Source organism: Pseudomonas sp. F9001 (genome assembly GCF_013385435.1).
GTDB lineage: Bacteria > Pseudomonadota > Gammaproteobacteria > Pseudomonadales > Pseudomonadaceae > Aquipseudomonas.
On record NZ_JACAPX010000015.1, the window covers coordinates 287,210 to 305,040 of the forward strand.

The window sequence follows — 17,831 nt, forward strand, 5'->3', positions numbered from 1 at the left end:
GACACCTCTTGTGTGCACCGCACTTGACGCCCCTCAAGTGCGTTCGACGGTCGAATCGAGGCGCAGCACTGTCGCGGTATTGCGTCGACTGGCTCCCACAAAGGTGACCGAGTATGGATGATCATGGACGTAACCCTTCTTCCGACCAGCCAATCCTTTATGTGCTTGATACCAATGTACTGATTCACGATCCAAACGCACTGCTCAACTTCGAAGAACACCACGTCGCCATCCCGATGATCGTGCTTGAGGAGCTCGACAAACTCAAAAGCGGGCACCACAGCGTTGCCGCCGAATGCCGCCAGGCCATCCGCCTGATCGACAAGACCCTCGGCGAAGCCTCCCCCGACGATGTCGAGGTGGGCGTACCGATCCAGCGTGGCAAAGGCGGGCCCAAGGGCTTGCTGTCGATTCTGATGAGCAAGCGCAGCGAGCCCAACAGCTTGCTGCCGGAGAATCTGAACGACAACAAAATCATCAACCAATTGATCGACCTGCACGCACGCGACAAGGACCTGCGCCTGGTGCTGGTGACCAAAGACATCAATATGCGCCTCAAGGCACGAGCGTGTGGGATCGCTGCCGAGGACTACAGTACCGACCAACTGGTTGACGACGTGTCAATGCTGTCTCGTGGTTATCACACCATGACCGGCTCGTTCTGGGATCGCGTCAGCAAGGTCGAAACCCGTCAGGACCATGGCCGCACCTGGCACCAGGTACAGCTGATCGACAACCTGCCGGCTGTGCACATCAACGAATTCATCATCGACGAACAGGGTTTTGTGGGCTGGATCAAAGAGATCCAGGTCGACAAGCTGCTGATCCTCGACCTGCATCAGGAACCCCTGTTGCACCAGGAAGCCTGGGGCCTGAAACCGCGTGATATCTACCAGAGCCTGGCGCTGTATGCCTTGCTTGATCCGGACATCCACCTGGTCAACCTGACCGGCGCCGCAGGTTCGGGGAAAACCATCCTCGCCCTGGCTGCCGCCATCGAACAGACCATGGTTACCAAACGCTATCGCCGCATCATCGCCACCCGCAGCGTGCAGGGCCTGGACCAGGAAATCGGTTTCCTGCCCGGCACCGAAGCGGAAAAAATGGAGCCGTGGCTGGGGGCGATCACCGACAACCTCGAAGCCTTGCACATGGATGACGAAAACACCCATGGCAGCGTCGATTACATCCTCAGCAAAGTGCCGTTGCAGTTCAAATCCCTCAACTACATTCGAGGTCGCAGCTTCCAGCAGAGCCTGATTTTGATCGATGAATGCCAGAACCTCACGCCGCACCAGATGAAAACCATCATCACCCGTGCCGGCGCCGGTTCCAAAGTGGTGTGCCTGGGCAACCTGGCACAGATCGACACCCCTTACCTGTCCGCGACCAGCTCCGGGCTGACTTACTTGACGGAACGCTTCAAGGACTTCCCGAACGGCGTGCACATCGCCTTGCAAGGTGTCCCTCGTTCGATTCTGGCCGAATACGCCGAATCTCACCTGTAACCACGGTCAATGTGGGAGCTGGCTTGCCTGCGATAGCATCACCTCGGTGTAACTGACATACCGAGGTGCCTGCATCGCGGGCAAGCCCGACTCCCACAAAAGCCAGCTCCCACATTTGATCGGCGTTAGGTTTACAATCGGAGCTCCTGATCAGGAGTATCCCTGTGCTGACTCATCTCGATTCCCAAGGTCGCGCCCACATGGTCGACGTCACTGAAAAAGCCGTGACGTTCCGTGAAGCCGTGGCCGAAGCGCGGGTGCGCATGTTGCCCGAGACCCTGAAAATGATTGTCGACGGCGCCCACCCCAAGGGCGACGTGTTTGCCGTGGCCCGTATCGCCGGGATCCAGGCCGCAAAAAAAACCAGTGATCTGATTCCCCTGTGCCACCCGTTGATGCTCACCGGGGTCAAGGTCGAGCTCAGTGCCGATGGCCTGGACGCGGTGCGCATCGTCGCCCGCTGCAAACTCTCCGGGCAGACCGGCGTGGAGATGGAAGCGTTGACCGCGGCCAGTGTTGCCGCCCTGACGATCTACGACATGTGCAAGGCCGTGGACCGTGGCATGACCATCGAAACCATTCGGCTGCTGGAGAAACTCGGCGGCAAGAGCGGGCATTTCAAGGCGGACCAGGCATGAGCATCAACGTACTGTTTTTTGCGCGCTACAGCGAAGCGATTGGCCTGGACTCCCTGGAGATGGAAGGTGACTTCGCGACGGTCGACGCTGTACGCCAGGCATTGGCCGGTGACCCGGAATTCGCAGTGCTCAATGAGGCCAGCCTGATGTGCGCTCGTAACCAGGAACTGTGCGACCTTGAAGAGCCGCTGCAAGCTGGCGACGAAGTGGCATTCTTCCCGCCCGTGACCGGAGGCTGACCATGGCGATTCGGGTGCAGGCCGAGGCGTTTGATCCCGGCGCCGAGGTCAATGCGATGCATGCGGCCAATGTGGGCGTAGGCGCGGTGGTGAGTTTTGTCGGCTATGTGCGCGACTTCAATGATGGCCTGGATGTGGCGGGGATGTTCCTCGAACACTACCCGGGCATGACTGAAAAGGCTCTCGGCAAAATCGTCGTGGAGGCCGAGCAACGCTGGCCGCTGCTCAAGCTGGAAGTGTTGCATCGCATTGGCGCCCTGGAGCCGGGTGAGCCGATCGTGTTTGTTGCGGCGGCCAGCGCCCATCGTCAGGCCGCGTTCGATGCCTGCGCCTTTGTGATGGACTACCTGAAGACGCGGGCTCCGTTCTGGAAGAAGGAAAACACCAGCGAAGGGCCACGCTGGGTGGAAGGGCGCGACAGCGATCACGCAGCCGCTGACCGCTGGAAATAACGTCTGGCGAGGGGCTTGCTGTGGGAGGGAGCTTGCTGTGGCGAGGGAGCTTGCTCCCGCTGGGCTGCGAAGCGGCCCCAAAAAAACGGGAGCGCTGCGCACTCCAGCGGGAGCAAGCTCCCTCGCCACACAGGTCAGGTCGAGGTTTGCAGCCGGTGGGGCGACAGCATCGCTTCGGTCAACCCGAACGCCGCCAATGCATCCGGCAACGGCTTGCCGCGCACCAGCGCCGCACTGGCCTGGCCCATCGCCGGAGACGTCTGGATCCCGTAGCCGCCCTGAGCCGCAATCCAGAACAATCCCTCCACCTGTGGATCGAACCCGCAGACCAGATCACCATCGCTGACGAAACTGCGCAGCCCGGCCCAGGTCCGCGCAGGCCGGCGGATGCTCAGGGTGGTGGCTTCCTCGATGTGATAGATGCCGGTGGCGATGTCCAGCTCTTCCGGTTGCACATCGTGGGGCTCCACCGGGTCGGCATTGGCCGGTGAGCCGAGGAACATGCCGGCGTCGGGTTTCATATAGAACGAACCGTCGAGGGCCGCCAGCTCCGGCCATGCGTGGATGTTCAGCTCGGCGGGTGGAGAGAAGACGAACGCGCTGCGACGTTTGGGTTGCAGGCCGATTTTCTGTGCACCGGCCAACTCGCCGATATGGTCGGCCCAGGCGCCGGCGGCGTTGATGATCACCGGGGCGCTGAAGTGTTGTTGGGCCGTGCGCACTTGCCACAGTCCCTGACCGTCGCGGGTCAGTTTCTGCACCTCACTGTCGGTGTGGATTTCTCCGCCATTGCGCCGAATGCCGCGCAGGTAACCTTGATAGAGCGCATCGGTATCGATGTCACACACGGTCGGGTCGTAGATCCCGCCATGGACTTTTTCCCGGCGCAGGATCGGCATCATGGACATCGACTCCTCGACGTCGAGCAGTCGCGTTTCTGGCACAAGGGCTTTGGCACTCAGGTACTGGCGCTGCAACTCACCGGGGTCGCCAATCAAGTCCACCAGCAATTCGCCCCGTGGGGTGAGCAATGGGTGTTCGGCAAAGCCTGCGGGCGGCTGATCGAAGAAGGCGCGGCTGCCCAGCGTCAGTGCGCGGACCTGGGGCGTGCCATAGGCGGCGATGTACAGGGCGGCGGAACGGCCGGTGGAGTGGTAACCCGGCATCGACTCGCGTTCCAGCACGATGACGCGGGCATGGTGTGACAGCCAGTAGCCGGCGGATGCGCCGGCGATGCCACCGCCGATGATGAGGTAGTCGGCCTGATTCATGTGTTCCTCCTGGATTTGAAAATGCTGAAACCAAATGTGCAGGCTTGCTTGCTCCTCCACAAGCCCGCTTTCACATTTATATTCAGCCTGGCGATAAAGCAGGAAATCGCTATTTCCTTTTGACCTGAAAATTCCGGAAAAACTGTTATTTCTAACAGTAGGCGGTCCCTTCTATAAAGCGCTTACTTGCATCAGGCCGGTACAAGATGTGGCGTTGATGATAACTGTTCTCTATGTTGGATAAGGAGAAGGAAATGAAAGCGGAAGATCCGAATGTTCGTTTAAAAACGTTTGATATTGAATTTCCTAGCCCTGGCGGTGGCAATGTAGTTAGTAGTGAAGTGTATCTGGGTGGCAAACAGCAATGCCAAGTCGATATAATTGTCCAGAAGGAGAGGAGAAACGCTGATGGTATATGGGAGCTGGAAAAGTTTGAGGAGAAGGAGCTTGAAAGCGCCACGGTGGTTGAGTATTCCACAAACCCAGCAGCGACAATGCCAGACGGATGGTATTGTGATACAAAAAGGAATGAGTTTCACATGGGGCGGTGGTCGGGGTTACTTGAGGCGCCCAGCACGACTACTGTCCATTCGAACCCTATTATTCAGCCGATACCCGGTATTGGTCCGCTCGAAAATGTGAAGCGTTACCTGAGGTGTGATCAGACATCAGCGGGTAGTCAGAAATTTATGGCAAGAATTACGGTGGGTAATAAAACGTACACAACTAATATGCTGAGAGATAATATTAATTATCAATCATCTGTCACTGTAAGATCCCAAGAACCCTATACATTGTCCGCTGAACGGCTCGATCATTGGGCTGATACCAACGCTTTTTCAGCGTCGAATGTGGATGTGGATATTTATTATTGGACGCCACCCCTTGGGTTGAAATTTGTCGAGAATATACCTCCGACTTGTCCCGTAATATTAGAGGATCCATCTGTTCAGGGGGATCACTTTGATATTTACTACACTTGGGATATTGGGCGTGGTATTAGACAGATCGGCGGTGTCATACGGGGTAATACTGTTGAAAACATTACAATGAATAGCCTGCTGAAAAAATCCTCAGGGGGAAATGACCCAATTCCTGCGAACAAACGCAATACCATCATGCGTGCTGCGCGAGTCAGGGCCTGGTTGCATAACCCCAACACCGATCAACAAGGGTCCAGTATTTGGACATTGGTCGATAGTTATGGCTGCTCGCATCACTATTACCTGACCCATGACGACAATTACAATGTGATGGTGCTGCGCGCCACTTCAAAACCCTGACGTTCCAGGCATTTCATCCCCTCTCCAAGTGCGAAGCGGTGGACCTATGGACATCTATTCGAACGCGTTTAATTTCAGTGCCCACCTCGGCGGTTCGGTTGACCTGCGTACCGGGCAGTATGGGTGTCTGATTCGTTTGGCAGTCTTGAGCCCAAAAGGGCCGTTAGAGGTCAGTCGAGAGATTGCCTTGGCGTTCTCGATGATGGATACCCGCAACAGTGGCTACGGTAAAGGCTGGAGCTTGTCGAATACCGAATTTGACCCGAACAGCTTCAAGCTTACGCTACTCAACGGTGAACAATATCTAACCCAAGGGCTGCCCTCCGTAGGGGACAATGCTGTTATTACCGACCATAAGTTGAAGGACCTCACCATAAAACGGGTTGCGCAAAATACGCTGCACGTAATTTACAAGGATGGCACTGTCGAAATCCTGCGTCCCCTCAGCATTTCCGGTCCCTATAAGATCAGTGCTATCCAGTTCGAAAATGGCGAGCGGCTGAGCTTCCGGTATGGCGGTAATAACTTATTGCAGAGCATTGTTGACGATAAAGAAACTGACCTGTTGATGTTGAAGTATTCCGCCGGATCGCTGGTAACCGCCGATACACTAATTGATGGTAATCGTTATGCCCGTACGCGATTTGAATATACTCATATCGACAATCAACTGACCAAGGTCACGGTTCCTTATGACTTGGCCGGGCCAGTCGCAAGTGAGGCCTATTCGTTTCAGTACCTCAGGTTGCCTGATGCAATGGTAGCTATTTCGCAGGTTATGACACCCATGGGGGGGCAGGAGATAATTCGGTATAACTCAAATGGGCATCAATACGATGCCCGTTTGTATATTCCGGTCGTCACCTACTGGGAGCAAAACCCCGGACGCGGGCAGCCCTCAGTCGTCCGCTCTTATAACTACAGTCCCAACCGTAACTTCACGGGATATCCTCTTAATGGCGGATTTCGCCAGGGCCAGGATAATTTGTATCGGGTGGATAGCGAGTACGCTTATTGGGCGGAAGAAACTTACGTTGATAATAATGGCAAGCCCCTGCGGTCTACCCGCGCCACTTATAATCGTTTTCACCTGTTGACTGAGGAATTAATGCTAGCCAATGGCAGCCAGGTCAAAACCGAGACTGTCTACAATGAAGTTCGGGGCGTCCAGTTTCCAAATCAGCCCGCCAATCTCCAACTTCCGAGCCGCATCACCAAGACCTTTGAGCTGTATCCCCAGGGTGGCAAACCCCCAAGGGCGGAAGTGGTCAGTATCACCACCGATGACTTCGGCAACGAACTAAGCCGCACCGAGGCCTCCGGCGTACGCACCGAATACACTTATTACCCGGTGACCGGCGAGCCCCGAAGATGCCCTGCCGACCCCCATGGACTCTTTCAACGTTACCTGAAGCTGGAAAAGCTTTTCCCGGCCAGATCGACCACTGCGGCTCGGACCACTGAACATTCCCACACCGACGTCTCGATAACGGGGGGCGGCTACTTCGTCATGCCGCTTGCCATCAACCTTGAAGGGGGCACCCATACGTCTTATACCTATCATTCTGTGGCCGCCAACCCCGCCCTGCATGGTCGCTTGAAAAGCTCCACGACGACGATCGACAAGCTCTCTCTGGTCTCCGATTTCACCTGCACCTTCAATGGCGACTCGATCACCGAAGTCCGGAGCTTGAAGGGGCGTGAGCCTGGTCAATGGCTCGAGTCCGCGCGCACGTGGTCACTGACCAATCAGCGTCTGCTCGACATGACACGTGATGCCGTCGGCAGCCTGGCGATGACGTACGATGTCAGTGGGCGGCTGACATCGGAAACCGCCGCGCCAGGCAAGCCCCAGATGGCCCGACGTCGTTATGCCTATCACTTTTCGGCCGGGGCCAAGATGGCCCATTTGGTCACCACGGATGCACAAGGCACCGTGCTCTTCACGTATTTCGATGGCATGGGACGCCAGCTCTCTGCTGCGCAATCGCTTGATGGCATCGCGGACAATGACAGGCTTCTGGGTTCCTGGGCGTACGACGCACTCGGGCGGCTCGTGAAGCAAACCCGTCTGGATTATCTGGGTGATGGGCCGCGTACATTGAAAACCAGCCACGCCTATAACATTTGGGGCAACCCGTGGACGGTAACTCAACCCGATGGTCGGGTATTGATCGATGAATATGACCCGCTCCTCAACCGCCGGGTGACGGGGGTGCAAGGTGACGCGCAACTGGAAACCTGGTTCAACGAACACAATCAACCGGCACGGGTTGAGCGGGTGAGCGTTGGCGGTGCGCGCATTGTGGTGGAAACCCGTACTTATGACGGGCTGGGCCGCTGCACGGAGCGCATCGATGCCAGGAAGACCAAGACTGAATACACCTATGACATTTTTGATCGTGTGGTGCGCAGCCTGGAAACCCCATCCGACGGAACGCCGCCCCGTGAGCGGTTGACGACGTATGCGCTTGGCACCAGCGAGCCAATGGTGCGCACCCTCACCGTAGACAGCAAGCTGCTTGGCACGCGTGAATACGACAGCCTGGGCCGCGTCATTTCCCAAGCGCGTGGCAACGCAACAGCCACGACCTGGGAGTACAAGCCCAACCAGGTTGCGCCAGTGGCGGTGACTTCGCCGCGCGGTGATCGTCAAGAGTACGGTCATGATCCTGAGCTGGAGACATTAACGAGCGTCAAGATGGCAGGGCATGCACCGATAGACCTTGAGTACGACCCCATCAGTGGAGCGATGCGACAATCACTCACCGCCGGGCTCAAGCATGAGATGAGTTACGACGAGAACGGCTATCTCGCCAAGGAAGTCCAGACGCTGGGCAGCCAGCCCTTGACTAGCCTGACGAGTTATTCGCCGGGTGGGCGGCTGTTGCGGCACTCCGCGGCGGATGGGCAGCACAGTGACCTCGTATATGACCAGTTCGGACGCCTCCAACAGACCTCCACCGGTTTCGTCCGCATGATCCGGACTTACGATAGTCTGGGCCGCCTTTCGGCGCGAACCCTCAATTATCAAATGCGTCTTACCGACTCGGTGACCTTTGACGCATGGGGGCGTGAGTCGGAACGCAAGCTGGAACAGGACGGTGCGCTACTGCAGAACATTGTCAGCACCTATTACGACGATGGCCTGCTGGCCACTCGCACGTTGAAAGACGCGAATGACGCCGTGGTCACGGGCGAGACGTTCACTTACGATGGTTATTCGCGACTCAAATCCTATGTGTGCGAGGGCACGCAATACCCGATGGATAAATTGGATCGGGCGATCAAGGAACAGCGTTTCAGTTATGACGGTCTCGATAATATGACTGAAGTGCGGACAACGTTTATCGATGGCAGTAGCGACCGCAGCGAGCGGTTTTTCCAGGGTAAGGACCCTGCCTGCCTGACGCACCTGACCCATACAAACCCGGTACGAAACCTGACCCTGAGCTATGACGCCGCCGGTAATTTGCAACAGGGCACCTTCGGTCGCGGTTTCACGTACAACGGTTTTGACCAGCTCACTGCTGTACAGACCGCCACAGACAAGTACAGCTACCAGTACGACGGCGAAGCACGCCAGGTGCTTGCTGCGCGAGGCAACGAAGCTCCCGTGATGCTGGCCTATGCCGGGGATCGGCTCGACACGCTGGCGCAGGTCAGCATGCGGGCACGTTACGTGCGCGACGGTGACCAGGTGGTGGCCTACCGAGATAGTGGTAATTACCAGAAACTACTGGTTCTTGACGGCGCTGGCAGCGTCCGCGGTGTGGTGGCACCGATCACGGACCAGGTGCGCCGGCATTACGCACCCTACGGTGACGCCAGGATCGAGTTGCGGGATGACGTGTCGCCCACGATGATGGAAATGCAATTGCCCGCCTACAACGGCGAGCGGCTGGACGTACCGGTCAACCTCTATCACCTGGGTAATGGGCGCCGTGCCTATGATCCCGAACTCATGGTGTTTCTCTCTCCTGATCCCCTCAGTCCTTTTGACGAGGGCGGGATCAACAGCTACGCCTATTGTGGCGGTGACCCGGTGAATTGGTCGGACCCCAGCGGCCTCTTCAGTTTTCCAACATGGGCCAGGTGGGCACTGACCGGTGTTGCACTGGGCATGTCGGTGGTCACCGCTGGGCTTGCAACTGCGGGCTTGCTCGCTGCCATCGGCGCTCAAGCCGCTGCACTGACCATTGCCGGCAAGAGCGCGCTGTTGGTAGCCTCAGGCGCGGCCTCGGTAGGTGGGACGTTGGGGATTGCCGCACTGAGCGTTGAGGCGGTCGACAATCAGATGGGCTGGGATCGCTCCAGTCAAATCAACGTCCTGAACTGGGCATCGCTGACCTTTGCAGCGGTGGGTGTCGCGGCCAGTTTAGGGGGCGCAGGCATAGCGGCGACGGGCGCTTCCCGGGCGGTTGAAGTCGCCGCAAGCCCGGCGGTCCGAAGCTTCAGTCTATTGAGTTCCCAAACAAGGGCCGGATTGCAGACCGCTGGCAAGTTGCTGACCGGTGCTTCTTACAAGTTCTTCAATGACATTACGCTGCCAAGCCAAGCCTGGGGGGTGACGCGTTTTGGCTTGCGCGTGGTCAATCTGTACCGCTCGGTCGACGGTCGGATCAGAAAGCGCCAGCCGGCAGCGCCTATCGGGGGCGATGCCGAGAACTTGCAGCAGCCACTGGGGCAGCCGCAACCCCAGCCTCAGGCCCATCGCCTTGTCGATATGTCGGGCAGCAGCTTCACTTTCCATGAGGCCTTTTCGCAGGAGGCCTCGCGTGTTCGCCAACCGATCCTGGCCGAATGGAATTCGGCCTGAGCCTTTGGCTTAAGGGCGCTTGCGTTCCACCGGACGCAACAGATGCGTCGGCGGCGTTTCGCAGCTGATCTTGCGGCCCAGCAAGGTTTCGATTGACGGCAACTGGTACGAATCGTCTTCACCGGCAAAGCTGATGGACACGCCCGCAGCACCGGCACGGCCGGTACGGCCAATCCGGTGCACGTAGTCGTCCGGCACTTCCGGAAGGGTGAAGTTGATTACGTGGCTGATGCCGTCGATGTGAATCCCGCGCCCGGCCACGTCGGTGGCCACCAGCACGCGAATCTTACCTTCGCGGAAACCTTCCAGGGTCTTGATGCGCTTGTGCTGCGGCACGTCGCCGGACAGTTGCGCTGCATTCACGCCATCACGCACCAGGCGTTCTTCGATGCGTCGCACTTCGTCCTTGCGGTTGGCAAACACCATGACCCGCTCCCAACCGTTGTCGTTGACCAGGTTGTAGAGCAGCTTGTATTTGTCGGCACCGGCCACGGCATAGATATGCTGTTCGACGTTCTCGCTGGCGACGTTGAGTGCCTCGATCTCGACGATGGACGGGTCGGTGGTCCACTGCTTGGCGAGGTTCATCACGTCTTCGGTGAAGGTCGCGGAGAACAGCAGGGTCTGGCGCTCGTTCTTCGACGGGGTCTGGCGAATGATCTGACGCACTTGTGGGATGAAACCCATGTCGAGCATGCGGTCGGCTTCGTCCAGCACCATCACTTCGACCATGTCCAGGTGCACGTCGCCGCGCTGGTTGAAGTCCAGCAAGCGCCCCGGGGTGGCCACCAGGATGTCGCAGTGGCGCGCTTCCAGATGCTTGAGCTGCTTGTCGAAGTCCATCCCGCCAACAAACGTCATCACGTTGAGGCCGGTGTACTTGGTCAGGTCGGCGGCGTCCTTGGCGATCTGTACCACCAGCTCCCGGGTCGGGGCGATGATCAGTGCGCGGGGTTCACCCATGTAGCGCTCTTTTGGCGGTGGGGTCTGCAACAACTGCGTAATGATCGAGATCAGGAACGCAGCGGTCTTGCCGGTACCGGTCTGGGCGCGACCGATGGCGTCTTTGCCGGCGAGGGTGAAGCCCAATACTTGCGCCTGGATCGGCGTGCAGTACGGGAAACCCAGGTCCTGGATGGCGTGCATCAGTTCCGGGGCGAGCTTGAAATCATGAAAGCGGGTTTTGCCTTCCTGGGGTTCGACAACGAAGTCTTCCAGTTTCCAGGGAATAACCACAGGTTTGGGCGCGCGTTCACGGCGCGGCTTTTCCTGGCGTGGCTCCTGGCGTGGTTGGTCGGCGGCTGGCTCTTCAGCGACGTTAACCGTGGCGGGTGTGGTCACCGGCTCTTTTTTTGGCGAGGCTACAGGTGCGGTCCGGCCAGGCTGCTGGCCGTCATTGCGGCTGCCTTGAACGTGGGCGGGGGCACTGGAACCTGGCGCGAGCTGCTCAGCCTCGCTTTTACCGAACATCTTCTTGAGTGCTTTGAGCACGGTCATCTCATCAATTGGTTAAGGAATGTACGCCGGCCAGTGTAATGCAAGAATCGGGCGCGGCGTAGTGCGTTGGTCATGCGGCTACACAATGGGTGGTTTTCAGCCCAGGCGGGCGGCCAACCAGTCACCGATATCGTGTATCTCCTGGGGTAACACTTCGTGGCCCATTGGGTATTCCTGCCATGCGACGGTGACACCGCGCGACTTCAAATGCTCATAGGCGCTGCGACCCATGGCGTTCTGCACCACGTCGTCGTATTGGCCGTGCAGGCACAGCGCCGGAATCCGTTGCTGGCTCGCCGACAATTCGAGTTCGTCACCGAAAGTGGGAGCGTAGGTGGAAAGGGCGATCACGCCACCCAAGGCGCCCTGCCATTTCAGGAACGCGGTGTGGAACACCACGGCGCCACCCTGGGAAAAACCGGCGAGGAAAATCCGCGAGGCGTCTATCCCGCTGCTTTTTTGTTCCTTGATCAGGTCGGTAACCATTTTTGCCGAGGCTTCCAGCTCTTCAACACTGATGGAACGCGCCGGGCTCATGGCCTTGATGTCGTACCAGCTCGGCATCTCGTAGCCGCCATTGATGGTCACCGGGCGTGTCGGCGCCTGGGGCAGGACAAAGCGCGTCGACAGGAGTTTTTCCTGCAGGGCTTCGGCCACGGGCAGGAAGTCGTAGCGATCGGCACCCAGGCCATGCAACCAGATTACGCAGGCGTCTGCGGGCTTGGCGGGCTGAAGAATCAAGGGTTCGGTCATGTCTGCTCCATAAATGTGCGTGCGCTCCGATTGAGTGCGTCGGAACGGTGCGCGACGGGTTGATCTGTTAAGAGAATGTCGCAAGGTTGAATCTTTTGCTCTTGACCATGGGCTGAAACGACTCAGCCATCAGTCTGGTACGGGGCTTGCTACGTGAAACCCGATGTCAAGGCTCACCCCAGGCGGTAACACTATCAGTGACTGGCGCCTGTGGGATAGCAACTGGACTTAAAGCAAAAACCTCATGCTGTTTGACCCCAAAAAAAGCCAACACGGGTCGATGTCGCCTCATAAGGGTGCGGTGGGGTTCGAGCTCCGACACAACAAGAGCAAAACTGGAGGTTTGAATGAAGGTATTGAAATCCACCCTGGCCATCGTGACCGCGGCTACCGTACTGGGTGTCAGTGGTTTCGCCCAGGCTGGCGCCACTCTGGATGCCGTACAGAAGAAAGGCTTTGTGCAGTGTGGCGTGAGCGACGGTCTGCCGGGCTTCTCGGTGCCGGACGCCAGCGGCAAGATCCTCGGGATCGACGCTGACGTGTGCCGTGCTGTTGCCGCTGCCGTATTCGGCGACGCAACCAAGGTCAAATTCAGCCAGTTGAATGCCAAGGAGCGTTTCACCGCGCTTCAGTCTGGCGAAGTCGACATCCTGTCGCGCAACACCACCATGACCAGCTCCCGCGATGCCGGCATGGGCCTGAAATTCCCGGGCTTCATCACCTACTACGACGGTGTTGGTTTCCTGGTGAACAACAAGCTGGGCGTGAAAAGTGCCAAGGAACTGGACGGTGCAACCATCTGCATCCAGGCCGGTACCACCACTGAGCTGAACGTTTCCGACTACTTCCGCGCCAACAACCTGAAGTACACCCCGATCACGTTCGACACCTCCGATGAAAGCGCCAAGTCGCTGGAATCCGGTCGTTGCGACGTACTGACCTCCGACAAGTCCCAGCTCTACGCACAGCGCAGCAAGCTGGCTTCGCCGAAAGACTACGTGGTATTGCCGGAAACCATTTCCAAAGAACCACTGGGCCCTGTCGTGCGTAACGGCGACGACGAGTGGCTGGCCATCGTGCGCTGGGTTGGCTACGCCATGCTCAACGCCGAAGAAGCCGGTATCACCTCCAAAAACGTCGAAGCTGAAGCCAAGTCCACCAAGAACCCGGACGTTGCCCGTCTGCTGGGTGCTGACGGCGAATACGGCAAAGACCTGAAAGTGAAGAAAGACTGGGTCGTACAGATCGTCAAGCAGGTCGGTAACTACGGCGAAGTGTTCGAGAAAAACCTCGGCAAGAGCACGCCTCTGGAAATCGATCGTGGCCTGAACGCTCTGTGGACCAACGGTGGCATTCAATACGCACCACCTGTGCGCTGATCGCTGATGGTTCTATCACCCGGTGGGCCAACCGCCGGGTGATGTTCTGTTCCATTATTTCTGGGGCACTTAATGCAAAATCAAATCGGCGCACCAAAACAGAAGCTCAGCTTCAGTGATCCAAAAGTGCGTGCGTGGCTATTCCAGATCATCACGATTGTGGCGGTGGTCTCGTTGGGCTGGTACCTGTTCAACAACACGCAAACCAACCTTCAACACCGGGGCATTACCTCGGGTTTCGACTTTCTTGAGCGCAGTGCCGGCTTCGGCATCGCTCAGCACCTGATCGACTACACCGAATCGGACAGCTATGCCCGGGTCTTTGTGATCGGTCTGCTCAACACCCTGCTGGTGACGGTGATCGGTGTGGTCCTGGCGACCATCCTCGGGTTCATCATCGGTGTGGCGCGCTTGTCGCCCAACTGGATGATCAACAAGCTGGCCACGGTGTATGTGGAAGTGTTCCGCAACATTCCGCCGCTGCTGCAAATCCTGTTCTGGTACTTCGCGGTATTCCTGACGATGCCGGGGCCGCGCAACAGCCACAACTTCGGCGACACGTTCTTTGTCAGCAGCCGTGGCCTGAACATGCCCGCCGCGTTGATGGCGGAGGGTTTCTGGCCGTTTGTGATCAGCGTGGTGGTGGCGATCATCGCCATTGTGTTGATGGCCCGTTGGGCCAACAAACGCTTTGAAGCCACCGGTGTTCCGTTCCATAAATTCTGGGCCGGCCTGGCGCTGTTGGTGGTGATCCCGGCACTGTGCGCACTGGTTTTTGGCGCGCCACTGCACTGGGAAATGCCCAAGCTGCAAGGCTTCAACTTCGTCGGCGGCTGGGTGCTGATTCCCGAGTTGCTGGCGCTGACCCTGGCCCTGACCGTGTATACCGCGGCGTTTATCGCCGAGATCGTGCGTTCAGGCATCAAGTCCGTCAGCCACGGCCAGACCGAAGCGGCGCGTTCCCTCGGGCTGCGCAACGGTCCGACCCTGCGCAAGGTGATCATCCCGCAAGCCCTGCGCGTGATCATTCCGCCGCTGACCAGCCAATACCTGAACCTGGCGAAAAACTCGTCACTGGCCGCCGGTATCGGTTACCCGGAAATGGTTTCGCTGTTTGCCGGCACGGTGCTCAACCAGACCGGCCAGGCCATCGAGGTTATTGCCATCACCATGAGCGTGTACCTGGCGATCAGCATCAGCATTTCCCTGCTGATGAACTGGTACAACAAGCGCATTGCGCTGATCGAGCGGTGAGGAAACCTGCATGAGTACGCATACTTTCAAACCTGATATGCCGCCACCGAACAAAGTGTTCGGGCCGATGGCATGGATGCGCGCCAACCTGTTTTCCAGCTGGCTCAACACCCTGCTGACATTGCTGGCGTTCTACCTGATCTACCTGGTCGTGCCGCCGATCCTGCACTGGGCGATCCTCGATGCAAACTGGGTCGGTACCACCCGCGCCGACTGCACCAAGGAGGGCGCCTGCTGGGTGTTTATCCAACAGCGCTTCGGGCAGTTCATGTACGGCTACTACCCCGGCGACCTGCGCTGGCGCGTCGACCTGACCGTGTGGCTGGCCATCGTGGGTGTGGCGCCGTTGTTCATCTCGCGCTTCACGCGCAAGGCGGTCTACGGCCTGAGCTTTTTGGTGGTGTACCCGATCGTTGCCTACTTCCTGCTGCACGGCGGGATCTTCGGCATGACCAACGTGGCCACCAGCCAGTGGGGCGGCTTGATGCTGACCCTGGTGATCGCCACCGTCGGCATTGCCGGGGCCTTGCCGCTGGGCATTGTGCTGGCGTTGGGTCGGCGTTCGAACATGCCGGCGATTCGTGTGGTCTGCGTGACCTTCATCGAGTTCTGGCGCGGCGTACCGTTGATCACGGTGTTGTTCATGTCGTCGGTAATGTTGCCGCTGTTCCTGCCGGAAGGCATGGGCATCGACAAATTGCTGCGGGCCTTGATCGGCGTGATCCTGTTCCAGTCGGCCTATGTAGCCGAAGTGGTGCGGGGTGGCTTGCAGGCGATTCCCAAGGGCCAATACGAGGCTGCGGCCGCGATGGGCCTGGGTTACTGGCGCAGCATGGGCCTGGTGATTTTGCCCCAGGCACTGAAGATGGTGATCCCGGGGATCGTCAACACGTTTATCGCGTTGTTCAAGGACACTAGCCTGGTGATCATCATCGGCCTGTTCGACCTGCTCAACAGCGTCAAGCAAGCCGCCGCCGACCCGAAATGGTTGGGCATGGCCACTGAAGGCTACGTGTTCGCCGCCCTGGTGTTCTGGATTTTCTGTTTTGGTATGTCCCGCTATTCCATTCATTTGGAACACAAGCTGGACACAGGCCACAAGCGTTAGGAGTGTTGTGATGAGTGAAGCGATCAAACAGCCTGTGAGCCCTGAAGGCATTATTCAGATGCAGGGCGTCAACAAGTGGTACGGCCAGTTCCACGTGTTGAAAGACATCAACCTGAACGTCAAGCAGGGCGAGCGTATCGTGCTGTGCGGCCCGTCGGGTTCCGGCAAGTCCACCACCATCCGCTGCCTCAACCGCCTGGAAGAGCACCAGCAGGGCCGCATCGTGGTCGATGGCGTGGAACTGACCAACGACCTCAAGCAGATCGAAGCGATCCGCCGCGAAGTCGGCATGGTGTTCCAGCACTTCAACCTGTTCCCGCACCTGACCATCCTGCAGAACTGCACGCTGGCCCCGATGTGGGTACGCAAGATGCCCAAGCGCAAGGCTGAAGAAATTGCCATGCACTACCTTGAGCGCGTGCGTATTCCGGAACAGGCCCACAAGTTTCCGGGGCAGTTGTCCGGCGGCCAGCAACAGCGCGTGGCGATTGCCCGTGCGCTGTGCATGAAGCCGAAAATCATGCTGTTCGATGAGCCGACCTCGGCGCTCGATCCGGAAATGGTGAAAGAGGTACTGGACACCATGATCGGCCTGGCGGAAGACGGCATGACCATGCTCTGCGTGACCCACGAAATGGGCTTTGCGCGCACCGTGGCCAACCGCGTGATCTTCATGGACAAGGGCGAGATCGTTGAACAGGCGGCGCCGAATGACTTCTTCGACAACCCGCAGAATGATCGGACCAAGTTGTTCTTGAGCCAGATTCTGCATTGATCCATGGGTAATGCTTGAAACAATAAACCCGGCCTGGTGCCGGGTTTATTTTTGCCATCAATCAAGTTGTCGTCAGGGTCTCGTGCTCTTTATGTACCGTATGCACGGAATTGCGAAGATCTGCGCCTTCACTCAGGATTTTTGCTTCGACCAGCAAGTGGGGGTGACGCTCAAGCAAACGCATCAGGACTACCAGGGATTTGGGGGGCAATACCTCACCGCGCTCGTAACGAGATAAGGCGTTGTGGCCACCACCCGATAGCAGTTGTACCGTTTCTTTTTGTGAAAGGTGCAGTTTGCGGCGTATGCGCTTCATCTCGGTGCCGACCATCTGCCTGAAACTGTGAACGATTTCATCGCAGTGGTCTGAATAGCGTTCCGCGTCTTCGGGGTCCAGGATCACCTCTCCACATGCCTGGCACTCCCATCCAGACAGATCGTCTATACGGCGATGCAAACCTTTGACTTCCGATGTTTCGCTACGTCCTGAGAAGTGATGCATTCCGTCATGCCTGCCGCAGCTGAAGCATTGCTCTGTTTTCATGGGTTTTTCTCCTTGAAGGAGATCACCGGAGGTTTACCATCCGTGCGGTAGGTCACCTTGATGTAGATCTCCAGATCATGTGAGTGAATGTGATACACATCTTGCCAAACTCGATGGTCGTCATGAGTGGTCATCGACTTGTACAGCATCGTGTTTTTCAACTCGAAAATGACCGCCTGCATTTGTTCGATGCTTAAATCAAGATCCTCGCCGCAACGGCGTGCGCTTTGAGTAAATGCTTGCTTTCCAAGCCGCCTGACATCCGCCTTTATCACCGCCAAATCGTAATGAGGTGTGTACTTTTCCATAAG

At 57.9% G+C, this 17,831-nt stretch carries 15 protein-coding genes; 10 read left to right on the forward strand and 5 right to left on the reverse strand.

What is annotated here, in order from left to right; genetic code table 11:
* Positions 1–113: 113 nt before the first annotated feature.
* The 4 genes from HX818_RS17905 to moaE all read left to right on the forward strand — a co-directional run bounded on the left by HX818_RS17905 (position 114) and on the right by moaE (position 2,837).
* The gene (locus HX818_RS17905; RefSeq protein WP_003216302.1) at positions 114–1,508 is read left to right on the forward strand and encodes a PhoH family protein; all 1,395 of its coding nucleotides are present in this window, start codon (positions 114–116) and stop codon (positions 1,506–1,508) included.
* A gap of 164 nt (positions 1,509–1,672) precedes the next feature.
* The gene (gene moaC / locus HX818_RS17910) at positions 1,673–2,146 is read left to right on the forward strand and encodes a cyclic pyranopterin monophosphate synthase MoaC (protein ID WP_008435663.1); all 474 of its coding nucleotides are present in this window, start codon (positions 1,673–1,675) and stop codon (positions 2,144–2,146) included.
* Positions 2,143–2,385 (forward strand): molybdopterin converting factor subunit 1, encoded by a 243-nt coding sequence (gene moaD, locus HX818_RS17915; RefSeq protein ID WP_003216306.1) that lies wholly within the window; start codon positions 2,143–2,145, stop codon positions 2,383–2,385. The genes moaC and moaD overlap by 4 nt, the downstream gene beginning before the upstream one ends.
* 2 nt (positions 2,386–2,387) lie before the next feature.
* Positions 2,388–2,837 carry a molybdopterin synthase catalytic subunit MoaE gene (moaE, locus tag HX818_RS17920; RefSeq protein WP_003216307.1) on the forward strand — a complete coding sequence of 150 codons (450 nt, stop codon included), beginning with the start codon at positions 2,388–2,390 and terminating at the stop codon, positions 2,835–2,837.
* 134 nt (positions 2,838–2,971) lie between these two features.
* Here moaE and HX818_RS17925 read toward each other — a convergent pair whose 3' ends face one another.
* The gene (locus tag HX818_RS17925; RefSeq protein WP_177020478.1) at positions 2,972–4,108 is read right to left on the reverse strand and encodes an FAD-binding oxidoreductase; all 1,137 of its coding nucleotides are present in this window, start codon (positions 4,106–4,108) and stop codon (positions 2,972–2,974) included.
* A 254-nt stretch (positions 4,109–4,362) separates the two neighbouring features.
* Here HX818_RS17925 and HX818_RS17930 point away from each other — a divergent pair, with 254 nt between their 5' ends.
* Together HX818_RS17930 and HX818_RS17935 are read left to right on the forward strand one after the other, a co-directional pair.
* Complete coding sequence (locus tag HX818_RS17930; RefSeq protein WP_177020479.1) at positions 4,363–5,391, forward strand: hypothetical protein; 1,029 nt, start codon at positions 4,363–4,365, stop codon at positions 5,389–5,391.
* Between the two features lie 46 nt (positions 5,392–5,437).
* Complete coding sequence (locus HX818_RS17935; protein ID WP_177020480.1) at positions 5,438–10,210, forward strand: RHS repeat domain-containing protein; 4,773 nt, start codon at positions 5,438–5,440, stop codon at positions 10,208–10,210.
* Positions 10,211–10,219: 9 nt separating this feature from the next.
* On the opposite strand, the gene rhlB is transcribed toward HX818_RS17935, so the two are convergent.
* Both rhlB and HX818_RS17945 read right to left on the reverse strand, forming a co-directional pair.
* Positions 10,220–11,707, reverse strand: coding sequence for an ATP-dependent RNA helicase RhlB (gene rhlB / locus HX818_RS17940; protein ID WP_177020481.1), 1,488 nt, complete (start codon positions 11,705–11,707; stop codon positions 10,220–10,222).
* A 96-nt stretch (positions 11,708–11,803) separates the two neighbouring features.
* Positions 11,804–12,460 carry an alpha/beta hydrolase gene (locus tag HX818_RS17945; protein ID WP_003216319.1) on the reverse strand — a complete coding sequence of 219 codons (657 nt, stop codon included), beginning with the start codon at positions 12,458–12,460 and terminating at the stop codon, positions 11,804–11,806.
* A 347-nt stretch (positions 12,461–12,807) separates the two neighbouring features.
* On the opposite strand from HX818_RS17945, the gene HX818_RS17950 reads away from it, so the two are divergent.
* From HX818_RS17950 to HX818_RS17965, 4 genes are all read left to right on the forward strand, one after another.
* On the forward strand, positions 12,808–13,839 hold the full coding sequence (locus HX818_RS17950; RefSeq protein WP_003216321.1) for an amino acid ABC transporter substrate-binding protein: 1,032 nt from the start codon (positions 12,808–12,810) through the stop codon (positions 13,837–13,839).
* Between the two features lie 72 nt (positions 13,840–13,911).
* A complete protein-coding gene (locus tag HX818_RS17955; protein ID WP_003216323.1) occupies positions 13,912–15,093 on the forward strand; it encodes an amino acid ABC transporter permease in 1,182 nt (393 codons plus the stop codon).
* Positions 15,094–15,103: 10 nt separating this feature from the next.
* Positions 15,104–16,201 carry an amino acid ABC transporter permease gene (locus HX818_RS17960; RefSeq protein ID WP_003216325.1) on the forward strand — a complete coding sequence of 366 codons (1,098 nt, stop codon included), beginning with the start codon at positions 15,104–15,106 and terminating at the stop codon, positions 16,199–16,201.
* A gap of 10 nt (positions 16,202–16,211) precedes the next feature.
* Positions 16,212–16,976, forward strand: a complete 765-nt coding sequence (locus HX818_RS17965) for an amino acid ABC transporter ATP-binding protein (protein WP_003171943.1) — start codon at positions 16,212–16,214, stop codon at positions 16,974–16,976.
* Between the two features lie 61 nt (positions 16,977–17,037).
* On the opposite strand, the gene HX818_RS17970 is transcribed toward HX818_RS17965, so the two are convergent.
* Both HX818_RS17970 and HX818_RS17975 read right to left on the reverse strand, forming a co-directional pair.
* Positions 17,038–17,520 (reverse strand): type II toxin-antitoxin system MqsA family antitoxin, encoded by a 483-nt coding sequence (locus HX818_RS17970; RefSeq protein ID WP_003216327.1) that lies wholly within the window; start codon positions 17,518–17,520, stop codon positions 17,038–17,040.
* On the reverse strand, positions 17,517–17,828 hold the full coding sequence (locus HX818_RS17975; protein ID WP_003216329.1) for a type II toxin-antitoxin system MqsR family toxin: 312 nt from the start codon (positions 17,826–17,828) through the stop codon (positions 17,517–17,519). Before HX818_RS17975 ends, HX818_RS17970 begins: the two co-directional genes overlap by 4 nt.
* Positions 17,829–17,831: the final 3 nt, after the last annotated feature.

What these genes read in the sequence shown, in the direction of transcription:
- HX818_RS17905 (WP_003216302.1), top strand. Translation starts at nt 114, where the DNA reads ATGGATGATCATGGACGTAACCCTTCTTCCGACCAGCCAATCCTTTAT.
- moaD (WP_003216306.1), top strand. Translation starts at nt 2,143, where the DNA reads ATGAGCATCAACGTACTGTTTTTTGCGCGCTACAGCGAAGCGATTGGC.
- moaE (WP_003216307.1), top strand. Translation starts at nt 2,388, where the DNA reads ATGGCGATTCGGGTGCAGGCCGAGGCGTTTGATCCCGGCGCCGAGGTC.
- HX818_RS17925 (WP_177020478.1), bottom strand. Translation starts at nt 4,108, where the DNA reads ATGAATCAGGCCGACTACCTCATCATCGGCGGTGGCATCGCCGGCGCA.
- HX818_RS17930 (WP_177020479.1), top strand. Translation starts at nt 4,363, where the DNA reads ATGAAAGCGGAAGATCCGAATGTTCGTTTAAAAACGTTTGATATTGAA.
- HX818_RS17935 (WP_177020480.1), top strand. Translation starts at nt 5,438, where the DNA reads ATGGACATCTATTCGAACGCGTTTAATTTCAGTGCCCACCTCGGCGGT.
- rhlB (WP_177020481.1), bottom strand. Translation starts at nt 11,707, where the DNA reads ATGACCGTGCTCAAAGCACTCAAGAAGATGTTCGGTAAAAGCGAGGCT.
- HX818_RS17945 (WP_003216319.1), bottom strand. Translation starts at nt 12,460, where the DNA reads ATGACCGAACCCTTGATTCTTCAGCCCGCCAAGCCCGCAGACGCCTGC.
- HX818_RS17950 (WP_003216321.1), top strand. Translation starts at nt 12,808, where the DNA reads ATGAAGGTATTGAAATCCACCCTGGCCATCGTGACCGCGGCTACCGTA.
- HX818_RS17955 (WP_003216323.1), top strand. Translation starts at nt 13,912, where the DNA reads ATGCAAAATCAAATCGGCGCACCAAAACAGAAGCTCAGCTTCAGTGAT.
- HX818_RS17960 (WP_003216325.1), top strand. Translation starts at nt 15,104, where the DNA reads ATGAGTACGCATACTTTCAAACCTGATATGCCGCCACCGAACAAAGTG.
- HX818_RS17965 (WP_003171943.1), top strand. Translation starts at nt 16,212, where the DNA reads ATGAGTGAAGCGATCAAACAGCCTGTGAGCCCTGAAGGCATTATTCAG.
- HX818_RS17970 (WP_003216327.1), bottom strand. Translation starts at nt 17,520, where the DNA reads ATGAAAACAGAGCAATGCTTCAGCTGCGGCAGGCATGACGGAATGCAT.
- HX818_RS17975 (WP_003216329.1), bottom strand. Translation starts at nt 17,828, where the DNA reads ATGGAAAAGTACACACCTCATTACGATTTGGCGGTGATAAAGGCGGAT.